Here is a 13,339-nt window from a genome sequence, read left to right on the forward strand (position 1 = left end):
CGGATGTACCGCACCGGCGACCTCGTGCGCTGGTCGGGTGATTACAGCCTCGAGTACATCGGGCGCACCGACTTCCAGGTCAAGATCCGCGGCTTCCGCATCGAGCCGGGCGAGATCGATGCCGCCCTGCGGCAGCACCCCGGAGTCGATTTCTCCCTGACGATCCCGCGCGAATCCCCAGCGGGGGAGACCGTGCTCGTCACCTACGCCAAGAGCGTCGACGGCTCGACCCTCGACGCCGACGAGCTGACCCGCTTCGCTGGCCAGGAACTGCCCGCCTACATGGTGCCCGGCATCATCATGGTGATCGACGAGATCCCGCTGACCCCGCAGGGCAAGGTGGATCGTCGAGCACTGCCCGAGCCCGAGTTCGCCGCTGTCGAGCGGGAATACATCGCCCCGGAGACCCCTGCCGAGCGGATCATCGCGGACGTGTTCAGCGACATCCTCGGGGTGGAGCAGATCAGCCGCACCGAGTCCTTCTTCGAGCTCGGCGGCAACTCCCTGATGGCCACGCGCGCGGTCTCCCGCATCAACGAGGCCATGGGCACCGACGTCATCGTCCGCCAGCTGTTCGAGACACCGTCGCCAGCAGAGCTCGGCGCCGTGCTCGGGGAGCCGGGCGCGGAAGCCTCGACCCGGCCACCACTGGTGCGCCGCGAGCGGCCGGAGAACATCCCGTTGTCGCTCGCGCAGCAGCGCATGTGGTTCATCAACCAGTTCGACCCGTCGTCGCCCGCCTACAACATCCCGATGGCGCTGCGGCTTACCGGCGAGATCGACATCGATGCGCTCCGCGCGGCGTTCAGTGACGTGCTCGAGCGGCACGAGACCCTGCGCACCATCTACCCCTCCACGCCCGACGGTCCCGTCCAGCTCATCCAGACGGTCGACGAGGCAGGCCTCGACCTGCCCGTGGTGCCGGTCAGCGATGACCAGGAACTGTACAAGCGGGCCGCCGAGATCGGTCTGCGCGGCTTCGATGTCAGTGCGGAGCCGCCCATCCGCGGCGCCCTGCTCCAGCAGGCGCAGGACAATCACGTGCTCGTCATCGTGGTGCACCATGTCTCCGCCGATGGTGCATCGCTCGCGCCGCTCGGGCGCGATGTCATGCTCGCCTACACCGCGCGCCTCGCCGGCGAGCCCCCGGCGTGGGAACCGCTCGACGTGCAGTACGCGGACTTCGCGCTCTGGCAGCGGGAAGTGCTCGGCGACGAGAACGACCCCGGCTCGCTCGCGGCCCGGCAGATCGACTACTGGAAGAAGGCCCTCGCTGGCCTGCCGGATCTCCTCGAGCTGCCCACCGACAAGCCACGGCCGCCCGCGCAGTCCATGCGCGGAGGCCGCGTCACCTTCACCATCCCGAAGGAACTGCACGTCGCGCTCTCCGAGATGGCAGCCAAGCACGGCGCCACGGTGTTCATGGCCGTGCACAGCGCGTTCTCGGTGCTGCTCGCACGCCTGAGCAACACCACCGACATTGCTGTCGGCACGCCGATCGCTGGCCGTGGCAACAAGGCGCTCGACGATCTCGTGGGCATGTTCATCAACACCCTCGTGATGCGGGCACAGGTCTCGGGCAACGAGACGTTCGCCGAGCTGCTCGCCACGATCCGCGACACCGACCTCGAGGCATACGCCCATGCGGATGTCCCGTTCGAGCAGCTCGTCGACGTGCTCAGCCCGGCGCGCACCACCGCGTACGCGCCGCTCGCGCAGGTCGGCTTCTCCTTCCACAACCTCACGAAGGCCAAGCTCGAGCTGCCCGGCCTGACCGTCGCCCCGCTCGAGGTCGATACGGAGGTCGCCCAGTACGACCTGCAGCTCGTCGTGAGCGAGAACGTCACCGAAGAGGGCGCGCCGGATGGCATGACCTCGGTGATCACCTACGCCCAGGACCTGTTCCTGCCCGCCACCATTGAGCGGATTGCCGAGCGGTTCGTCCGCGTGCTTGCCGCGGTCACCGAAGATCCGACCGTCCTGACGGGCGATATCGACCTGCTCGATGCGGACGAGCGGACGATGCTCCTCGAGACGTACAACGACACCGCCGGCCCGCGCGCCGAGGGACTGCTGCACGATCGCTTCGACGAGCAGGTCACCCGTACCCCGGACAACATCGCCCTCTACTACGAGGGCGCGGAACTGACCTACGCCGAGTTCGATCGTCGCGCGAACAAGCTCGCGCGGCACCTGATCGGCCTCGGGGCCGGGCCGGATGTCGTCGTCGGCCTCGCGATGCGCCGGTCCCTCGACCAGCTCATCGGCATGTACGCGATCGTCAAGGCCGGTGGCGCATACCTGCCGATCGACCCCGATCACCCGGCGGACCGCACGCGGTACGTCCTCGAGTCCGCGCAACCCGTGTGCGTGCTGTCGATCACCCGTGACCCGATCGAGCTGCCCGAAGGCGTCCCGCTCGTCGAGATCGACACGCTCGACCTCGACGGTCTCGACGGCTCGCCCGTCACCGATGCTGATCGCAGCGCCCCGCTGCGGCCATACAACCTCGCCTACGTCATCTACACCTCCGGCTCCACCGGGCGCCCGAAGGGCGTGGCGATCCCGCATTCCGCGATCGTCAACCAGGTCGTCTGGCTGCAGGACTACTACGGGATCGGCGACGAGGACGCGGTGCTGCTCAAGACGCCCGTCACCTTCGACGTGTCGGTGTGGGAGTACTGGTGGACCCTGATGACCGGTGCACGCCTGGTCATCGCGACGCCGGACGGGCACCGGGACCCCGCGTACCTCGCGGACCTGATGCGCGACCAGGACGTCAGCGTGGCGGCGTTCGTGCCGTCGCTGCTCGACACCTTCCTCGCGGTCAACACCACCGAGCACGAGGATCTGCGCCTGCCCAGCTTCAAGCTGGCCATGCCGATCGGCGAGGCGCTGCCACCTACAACGGTGAGCAAGTTCGTCGAGTCCTGCGATGCACGCATCGACAACCTGTACGGGCCCACCGAGGCCGCGGTATCGATCACCGTCTACACCGCCACCGGCAAGGAGACGGCCACCACGCCGATCGGTGTCCCGCAGACCAACTGCCGGGCATACGTTCTCGACACCAGGCTCAACCCCGTGCCGCCCGGCGTCAACGGCGAGCTCTACCTCGCCGGGGTGCAGCTCGCCCGCGGCTACTTCGGCCGTGCCGACCTCAGCTCGGACCGGTTCATCGCCGACCCGTACGGCGAGCCAGGCACCAAGATGTACCGGACCGGCGACCTCGCGCGGTGGAACTCCGATGGCGATCTCGAGTACATCGGCCGCACCGATTTCCAGGTGAAGGTCCGCGGCTTCCGCATCGAGCTCGGCGAGATCGAGAACGCGCTCGCCGCTATCGACGGCATCATCCAGGCCGCGGTGATCGTGAACAAGGATCCGCACACCGGCGAGCAGCTCGTGGCCTACATCGTGGCCGAGGGCACCGCCGACCCGGCCGAGCTGAAGGCCATCCTTGCGCGCGACCTGCCCGCTTACATGGTGCCGCCGGTCTTCATGCAGCTGCCCGAGATGCCGCTGAACGTCAACGGCAAGCTCGATCGCAAGGCGCTGCCGGCGCCGGACCTGTCGAGCAGCGCTGGGGACTTCATCGCCCCGCGCAACCCGGTCGAGGAGATCGTCGCCGGGATCTTCCGCGACGTCCTTGGCATGGAGCAGATCAGTGTCGCCACGGACTTCTTCGAGCTCGGCGGCAACTCCCTGCTCGCCACCCGCGTGGTAGCGCGGATCAATGCTGCCCTCGGCGTGCGGGTAGCCGTGCGTGGCCTGTTCGAGAACGGGACCGTCGCCGACCTTGCCCAGCACATCGAGCACATCGGCAGCGGGGACCAGCGCGCCCCACTGGTGCCGCAGCGCCGGCCAGCAGAGATCCCGCTGTCCCTGGCGCAGAAGCGGATGTGGTTCATCAACCAGTTCGACACCTCATCGGCTGCCTACAACATCCCGATGGTGCTCAAGCTGACCGGTTCGCTCGACGTTGCGGCCCTCAGTGATGCGCTCGCCGATGTCGCGGCGCGGCACGAGACCCTGCGCACCGTTTACCCGGGTGGGCAGGACGGCCCGCACCAGGTGGTGCTGCAGGACACTGGCACGCTCGAGCTGCGTACCGAGCAGACCACCGGGGCCACGGTCTTCGACCGGGTCGCGGCACTGGTCACCGAAGGGTTCGATGTCGCGGAGGACGTGCCCGTTCGCGCCGCGCTGCTCGAGCTCGGCCCCACCGAGCACGTGCTCGTCGTCGTGATCCATCACATCTCGGCCGATGGCGCGTCCATCGCCCCGCTCGCCCGCGACGTGATGATCGCCTACAGCGCGCGCACCGCAGGCAGCGAGCCGTCCTGGCCGGCGCTGGAGGTGCAGTACGCCGACTACGCGATCTGGCAGCGCGAGGTGCTCGGCGATGACTCCGATCCGCAGAGCCTCGCCGCGAAGCAGATCGACTTCTGGCGCCGCGAGCTCGACGGGCTGCCCGAAGTGCTCGAGCTTCCCACCGATCGGCCCCGGCCCGCCGTGCAGTCGATGCGGGGCGCCGAGTACCGCTTCGAGATCAGCGCGGACCTGCAGCGCCAGCTCGATGCGCTCGCCCGGTCCCAGGGCGTCACCATGTTCATGGTCGCGCACGCCGCCCTCGCCGTGCTGCTGTCGAGGCTCAGCGCGAGCAACGACATCGCCATCGGCACCGCGATCGAGGGCCGCGGCGAGCGTGCCCTCGACGACCTCGTCGGCATGTTCGTCAACACCCTAGTGCTGCGCGCGCAGGTGGATCCCGCGATGCCGTTCGCCGAGCTGCTCAAGCAGGTGCGGGCATCCGACCTCGAGGCATTCACCCACACCGATATCCCGTTCGAGCGGCTCGTGGACATCCTCGCGCCGGAACGCTCGACGGCGCACTCGCCGTTGTTCCAGGTGGTGCTCGCTTTCCAGAACATCACCCGGGCGCACCTCGAGCTCGCGGGCCTCACCATCGAGGGCATGGAGAGCAACCTCGGTACCTCCAAGTTCGACCTGCAGCTCACCCTCGCCGAGGAATCGGACGACGACGGCTCACCGGCGGGCATCGTGGCACTGTTCACCTACGCCACCGATCTGTTCGACGAGTCGACGATCGCCGGATTCGCCGATCGCTTCACGCGGATCCTGGCCACCGTCGCTGAGATGGCCACCGTGCAGGTCGGCGATATCGACCTGCTCACCGAGGCCGAGCGTGACCAGCTCGCACCGGTCGCAGGACCGTCGGCGGCGGAGCCCGTCCGGCTGTTCGACCTGTTCACCGACGCCGCAGCGGTGGATCCGTCCGCGCCCGCGGTCATCGGGAGCCACGCCACCCTCAGCTACTCCGAGCTCGATGAGCGGTCCAATCAGCTTGCTCGCGCGCTCATCGCGGCAGGAATCCGGACCGGCGACTTCGTTGGCCTCGCCATGCCACGGTCGATCGACACGATCGTCGTGATCTGGGCAGTGTCGAAGGCTGGTGCCGCCTACATCCCGATCGATCCGTCCTACCCCGAGGACCGGATCCTGCACATGACCCGCGACAGCGGCATCGCGATCGGCGTGACGAGCAGCGAGTACGCCGACGGGCTGCCCTCCGACGTCCGGTGGATCATCATCGACGACCCGGAGCAGCAGGCACGTGCCACAGCGCAGCCAGCAGCGCCGGTCACCGACGCCGATCGCTCGCGGCCGGTGCACATCCTCGATCCGTCGTACGTCATCTACACCTCGGGCTCGACGGGCAAGCCGAAGGGCGTGGTGCTGACCCATGCCGGCCTGACCAGTGTCATCGCCAGCCAGCGGGACCTGATGGGGCTCGTGCCCGGGGCGCGGAGCCTGCACTTCGCCTCCCCGAGCTTCGATGCCTCGGTCTTCGAGGTGCTGATGGCATTCGGATCGGCCGCGACGATGGTGATCGCCCCGCCGACGATCTACGGCGGCGACGAGCTCGCCCTCTTCATGCGCGACCACCGTGTCACCCATGCGTTCGTGACACCGGCCGCCCTGATGTCTGTCTCGCCATCCGGCCTCGATGAGCTGCGGACCATCGCTGCGGGCGGCGACGTGATGCCGCCCGAGCTGGTCGCGCGCTGGGCGCCGGGCCGGACGATGCTCAACCTGTACGGGCCGAGCGAGGTCACGATCTGGAGCACCTCGAGCCGCGCGATGGTCCCGGGCAAGCCCGTCGACATCGGTGGCCCCATCCACGGGATCGACGCGATGGTCCTCGATAGCCGGCTCCAGCCCGTGCCCATGGGCGTGCCGGGCGAGCTGTATGTCGCCGGCCCGGCGATCGCGCGTGGGTACCACGACCGGCTCGGGCTGACGGCCGAGCGATTCATCGCCAACCCGTACGGGCGCCCCGGCGCTCGCATGTACCGCACCGGTGACATCGTCCGCTGGATCGACCGCGAGACCCTGGTCTTCGTCGGCCGGACCGACCATCAGGTCAAGGTGCGCGGGTTCCGCATCGAGCTCGGCGAGGTCGACGCGGTCCTGTCCAGCCACGACAGTGTCGATCTTGCCCTCACCATGGGATACAAGCGGCCAGAGACCGGCCAGACCGCGCTCGTCTCCTACGTGCTCGCCGCGGAGGGGCGCGCCATCGACGTGACGGCTCTCGCCGAGCATGCGGCCGAAACGCTGCCCAGCTACATGGTGCCGTCATCGATCACCGTGATCGACGAGGTGCCCCTGACCCCAGCGGGCAAGCTCGACCGCCGGGCACTGCCCGAGCCGAGGTTCGCGACCGTGGCCCGCGACTACCGCGCGCCACGGACCGACATGGAGCACACCCTCGCGAAGGTCTTCGCCGAAGTGCTCGGTGCCGAGCAGGTCAGCATCGATGAGTCCTTCTTCGGGCTCGGTGGCGACAGCATCCTGTCGATCCAGCTCGTGTCGAGGGCCAAGGATTCCGGCGTGGTGTTCCGGGCACGGGACGTGTTCGAGCGCAAGACGGTCGCCGCGCTGTCCGAGATCGCGCAGTGGGCATCGGAGGCCACCGCGGCCGAGGTGCTTGCCGAGCTCGAGGGCGGCGGGGTCGGCGACATCCCGCTCACGCCGATCATGCACTGGCTGACCGAGCTCGGCGGCGAATTCCGCCGCTTCTCGCAGGCCGTGTTCCTCGCGCTGCCCGCCGGGATCGACCGCGAGCAGCTCGCCAGCACGATCGGTGCAGTGATCGCCCGCCACGACGCGCTGCGCACGAGCTTCGCCCGCACCGCGGACGGCTGGCAGATGCACGCGCTGCCCGTCGACGCCGTCGATGCCGGAGACCTCATCCACCGCGTCGAGTACAGCGACCCCACGGGTTCCGAGGCATTCGGCGACCTCGCGCGCGCTGCGCAGGATGCCGCAGCCGACCGGTTCGATCTCGAAGCGGGCAAGGTCGTCAGCTGCACCTGGCTCGACCCGGCGCCGTCGCTGGCCGAGCGTGGCGAGACAGGACGACTGCTGGTGGCCATCCACCACCTCGCCGTCGACGGTGTGTCGTGGCGGATCATCATCCCCGACCTCGCCACCGCATGGGCACAGCTCGAGCAAGGAGCCGAGCCCCAGCTCGCGCCCACCGGGACATCGATGCGTCGATGGGCGCACGGGCTCGCCGAGGCCGCGTCCGCTGGCCGCTTCGACGATCAGCTCCCGTACTGGCGCGGCATCACCGATTGCCCCGACCCGCTGCTCGGTTCCCGGCCACGCGATCCGCGCACCGACACCTTCGGCTCCCTGACCCGGATCGAGGCCACCATCCCGGTGGAGGCCAGCGAGGCACTGATGACCTCGGTGCCGAAGGCGTTCCGGGGCGGGGTCAATGATGGCCTGCTGGCCGCGCTCGCGATCGCGGTCACGCGCTGGCGGGCCCGCCGCGGGATCACGCCCGCGGATGCCGGTAGCTCGGTTCTCGTGCATCTCGAAAGCCACGGGCGCGAGGAGGATGCCGTGCCAGGCGCCGACCTCACCCAGTCCGTCGGCTGGTTCACCAGCATGTATCCCGTCCGGCTGGACCTGTCGGGAATCGACGCCGACGATGCGAATGAGTCCGGCCCCGCTGCGGGGCGCGCGCTGAAGGCCGTGAAGGAACAGTTGCGCTCCGTGCCGGACAATGGCATCGGCTACGGGGTCCTCCGCTACCTGTCCACGGACGGGCGCGACCAGTTGTCCGGCCTCGCCGAGCCGCAGATCGCGTTCAACTACCTGGGCCGGACCGCTGGCTCGTCCGGATCGGATGAGCAGCACGCGTGGATCCCCGACGGCTCGGTCAGCGGGCTCGGCGGCGCCACCGACGATTCGATGGCCGCGACCGCGACGATCAGCGTCAACGCGGTGGCGAGGGAAACCTCCAGCGGCCCCGAGATCACCGCAGCGTTCGCGTTCCCGCAGGGACTGCTCGGCGACGATGACGTCCGCGAGCTCGCCGCCCTCTGGGTGGAGGCCGCCAGCGGGCTCGGCACGTTCGCCCAGCGCACCACCGCGGCGAACCTCACGCCCTCCGACCTGCCTCTCGTCGAGCTCGACCAGGCGCAGATCGACCGCATCGAGGACACCTACCCCTCGGTGTCCGACATCTGGCCGCTCGCGCCATTGCAGGCAGGGCTTTTCTTCCACGCTGTCCTGTCCGAGCAGTCGGTCGATATCTACACCGCGCAGGTCGTCCTCGGGCTGACCGGCACGGTCGACGCGGCACGCATGCGAGCGGCTGCCAACGCGCTCGTCCAACGCCACGCCAACCTGCGCGCGGCCTTCCTCGTCGACACCACGGGCGGTGGCGCGGTCCAGGTGATCGCCAACGGTCTCGAAGTGCCGTTCGAGGAGGTCGACCTGTCCGGCCATGACGTGGAGGGCCGGGACGCCGAGCGGCGCCGGATGCTGCACGATCACCGGCTCGCGCGGTTCGACATGACCTCGCCCCCGCTCATCCGGTTCCTGCTGATCCGCACGGGCACCGATGAATCCGGCCAGGCGACATGGGACCTGTCGATCGCCAACCACCACATCCTTCTCGACGGCTGGTCCATGCCGTTGCTGATGAAGGACCTGCTGATGCTGTACGCCACCCGTGGCGACGCATCCGTGCTGCCGCCCGCGCGGGAGTACCGCGACTTCCTCGTCTGGCTCGGCGAGCGGGACCGGGAGACCGGACGCGCGGCATGGTCGGACGCCCTCTCCGGGCTCGAGCAGGCCACGATCATCGCGCCGAACGCGCAGGGCGCCAAGCTTGATGTCCCGGCGGAGAAGACGATCGATGTCGGGCGAAGGCTGAGCGAGGAGCTCGCGGGGATCGCCCGCGACCGCGGCGTCACGCTCAACACCATGATCCAGGTGGCATGGGGCATCGCGCTCTCGCGGATGACCTCCCAGGACGATATCGTCTTCGGTGCAACCGTCTCCGGGCGTCCGGCGACCCTCAACGACGTCTCCTCGATGGTGGGCCTGTTCATCAACACCCTGCCGGTGCGGGTGCGCATCGATCCCAACGAGTCCCTCGCGGCATTGCTCGAGCGAACCCAGGGCGAGCAGGCGAGCCTGATCGAGCACCAGTACATCGGGCTTCCCGAGATCCAGCAGGTCGCCGGCATCGGTACCCTCTTCGACACGCTGACGGTGTTCGAGTCGTATCCGATCGATCGGGCCGGTCTCAACGAGAACGCCGACATCGACGGCATGCGCATCACCGGTGTCCAGATGGAGGACGCGACCCACTATCCGATGACATTGCTCGCGCTGCCCGGCGACGAGCTCTCCCTCAGCATCCGCTACCTGCCCGGAGCCGTCGATAGTGATATGGCGGAAACCCTCGCGGTGCGGATGCGGACCATCCTGTCGCTGGTCGTCACGCACAGCGAGACTCCCGTCGGGGAGCTCGGGGTGCTCACCGAGGCCGAGCGGGCCGCTGTCCTGCATGAGTGGAACGACACCTCCCACGAGCTGCCGGACGCCACGGTCGTCACGATGCTCGCCGAGCAGGTCCGCTCGACCCCCGACAGGGTGGCGGTCGTCAGCGAGGACACCTCGCTCACGTTCTCCGAGCTCGGCGAGCTCACCGACCGCATCGCGCACCGGCTCGTCGGCGCCGGTGTCCGGCCGGACACCGTGGTGGGTGTCTCCATCCGGCGGGGGATCGACATGCTCGCCGCGATCATCGCCACGGTCAAGGCTGGCGCGGCCTACGTTCCCATCGACCCGGACCACCCGGCGGACCGCATCGAGTACGTCGTGCGCAACGCCCGCCCAGCGGTGATCCTGACCGCGGCAGGAGACTCGGCGGCGGTGACCCGGGCGCTGTCGGAGGGTGGCATGCATGACTGCGAGCTGCTCATGGTCGGTGACCTGTCCGCCGAGGGCACCGTCCCCGCCACGAGGCTGCCGGTCGCCAGGCCGCAGCAGCTCGCCTACACCCTGTACACCTCGGGCTCTACCGGCCAGCCCAAGGGCGTGGCGATCTCGCACCAGGCGCTGCTCAACCAGCTGCTGTGGCTGCAATCCGAGCACGCCCTCGACGGCGACGACGCGGTCTTCCAGAAGACCCCCGTCACCTTCGACGCTTCGGTGTGGGAGATCTTCCTCCCGCTTATCACCGGGGCGCGACTGGTGCTCGCCGAGCCTGATGGGCATCGCGATCCGGCATACATGGCGCGCGTGGTAGCCGAGCTCGGCATCACCGTGGTGCAGTTCGTGCCGTCGGTGCTGTCGCTGTTCATCGACGAGCTCGAGGCTGTCGGTGCACCGGACCTGCGGCTGGTGTTCGCTGGTGGCGAGGCACTGACCCCGTCGCTGGTGCAGCGGCTCGGCGAGGTCAGCAGCGCGGAGCTGCACAACCTGTACGGGCCGACCGAGTTCACCGTGGACGCGACCTCCCACCAGGCGTCGCCGTCGGACATCGGGACCATCCCGATCGGCACCCCGGCCTGGAACAGTCGCGCCTATGTGCTCGATTCGAGGCTGCAGCCAGTGGCCCCCGGCGCGGCGGGGGAGCTGTATCTCGCCGGCATCCAGCTGGCCCGCGGCTATGCGGGGCGGCCGGACCTGACGGCCGAGCGCTTCATCGCGTGCCCGTTCGGTGACCGGGGCGAGCGCATGTACCGCACCGGTGACCTCGTGAGGTGGCGCACCTCGGGCGAGCTCGAGTTCATTGGCCGCACCGACTTCCAGGTGAAGCTGCGCGGTCTGCGCATCGAGCTCGGGGAGATCGAGTCCGTGCTCACCGGGCACCACGCGGTGGCGCAGGCAGTGGTCATCGTGCACGAGGGTGCCGCGGTGGAGCAGCTCGTGGCCTACGTGGTCCCGACAGCGGGAACGATGCCCGGCGCCAGCGAGCTGCTCGAGCACGCACGGTCCGCGCTGCCCGACTACATGGTGCCGGACCACATCGTGGTGCTCGACGCCTTCCCGCTGAATCCCAGCGGCAAGGTGGACCGGCGGGCATTGCCTGCTCCGGAGATCGAGCAACGGCAGTACCGGGCCCCGGACACCGAGGCCGAGATCGCTATCGCCGATGTGTTCTCGCAGGTCCTGGGAATCGAGCAGGTCGGCGCCGACGATTCGTTCTTCGAGCTCGGTGGCGACAGCATCGTCTCGTTCCGCCTCGTCGCGCAATCACGCAGGTCTGGCTGGTACTTCACCGCGCGGGACGTGTTCGAGCGCCGTACCGTTGCTGGCCTCGCCGAGGTCGCGCGCCGGACCGGGGGTGCCGGCGACGAGCAGGATGCACCGCGCTCGGGCATCGGTCTCGCCCCGCTCACCCCGGTCTCGGCGAAGATGATCGAGCGTGGCGGCGACTACAGCTCGTTCGCCATGCCGATCATGCTGAAGCTGCCGGGCGGGATCGACCGCCGCAAGCTCGTCGACATCCTGCAGGCCGTGATCGACCAGCATGATGCGCTGCGCGCCCGGCTCGTCGCCACCCACGGCGGCCGCCCGGATGCGCTGGAGATCCGCCCACCAGGCTCGGTGCATGCTGGCCGCCTGCTGCGGCGAGTGCCGCTCGTCGCCTCGTCGCTGCCCGGATCCGACCGGTACGAGACGCTCGTTCGCAAGCACTTCCGCGAAGCGGTGTCCAGCCTCGATCCGATCGCGGGGTCGATGCTGCAGTTCGTCTGGTTCGTCCCGGCCGCGGGGCGCAACCGCGATCGCGGCCAGCTGCTGATCGTTCCGCATCACGCCGTGATCGACGCGGTCTCCTGGCGATTCCTGATCCAGGACCTCGCAACCGCGGGCATGCAGGTCGATGCCGGGCAGGAGCCGCAGCTCGACCCCGTCGGGACGTCGCTGAAGGAATGGAGCGAGCGCCTGGTCAAGGCAAGCTCCGAGGAGCGCTGGGAATCGCAGCTCAGCACCTGGGAGAAGATCCTCGATGGCTCGGATCCGCTTCTCGGCGACCGGCCCCTTGATGTCGACCGCGATCTGATCGGCACCGTGGTGCGCGAGCGCGTCGAGCTGCCACCCGCGGTGACGTCCGCGCTGCTTGATCGCGTCACTGCCGCGACGGGCGCGGATATCGCTGATGTGTTCACCGCCGCGCTCGCGCTCGCGGTGGCACGGTGGCGCGAGGCCCGCGGTGACGATGCATCGTCGGTGCTGCTCACGCTCGAGGGGCATGGCAGGGAGGAGTCCGTCTTCGAGGGCGCTGACCTGTCGCGGACCGTGGGATGGTTCACCACCATGTATCCGGCGCGGATCTCGTTGCAGGGGGCCGGTGCTGCCCCGGAGACGCTCGATGCGCAGGCAATGACCCGCATCATCCGGTCCGTGTCGGAACAGGTGCGTGCCATCCCTGATCATGGAATCGGGTTCGGGATGCTGCGCTACCTGAACCCGCGCACCGCGGCACAGCTCAAGCAGCTCGGGGAACCGCAGATCCTGTTCAACTACATCGGCAAGCTGAGCTCCTCGGACGTGCCGGACGAGCTGCGGGAGTACGGCTGGATGCCAGATCCGGACAGTCCTGAGCTCGACAGCGGCGTGCGCAACGCGATGCCGGCCCAGGCCGTCATCGACATCCAGTCGATGATCGGCGATGCCGGTGATGGCCCCCGCTTCACCGCGATGGTCTCGTACCCGGCGCAGCTGCTGCCGCAGGTCGAGGGCGAAGCGATCGTCCGGTACTGGGTAGGGGTGCTCGAGCAGTTCGCTGACCTGGGCTGAGAAGCAGGTGGCAGCCCGTCCGCAGCAAGCGCGGGCGGGCTGTCGCCGTGCGCAGGGCCGTCGCGGGGAATGCTCGTGCATCACTGCTAGGTCACTGTGGATTGCTTGGAATGTGCTCTTATCGTGACAGCGATTAGTGGTCGACTAGTTCCCGTGGCGGTTGGCCCGCGAGTATTCTTGGGCTTGTTGCGAATGTGAC

General features: G+C 68.8%; 1 protein-coding gene (running past one end of the window). It reads left to right on the top strand.

The annotated features are described in order from the left end of the window. On the top strand, positions 1-13,140 hold the 3' end of the coding sequence (locus tag FXO18_RS08025) for a non-ribosomal peptide synthase/polyketide synthase (RefSeq protein WP_149360546.1). It extends 20,331 nt beyond the left edge of the window; 13,140 of the gene's 33,471 nt are visible here — the last part of the coding sequence; its start codon lies off the left edge, out of view; its stop codon occupies positions 13,138-13,140. Positions 13,141-13,339: the final 199 nt, after the last annotated feature.

Source organism: Lolliginicoccus suaedae, assembly GCF_008312885.1.
GTDB lineage: Bacteria > Actinomycetota > Actinomycetes > Mycobacteriales > Mycobacteriaceae > Lolliginicoccus > Lolliginicoccus suaedae.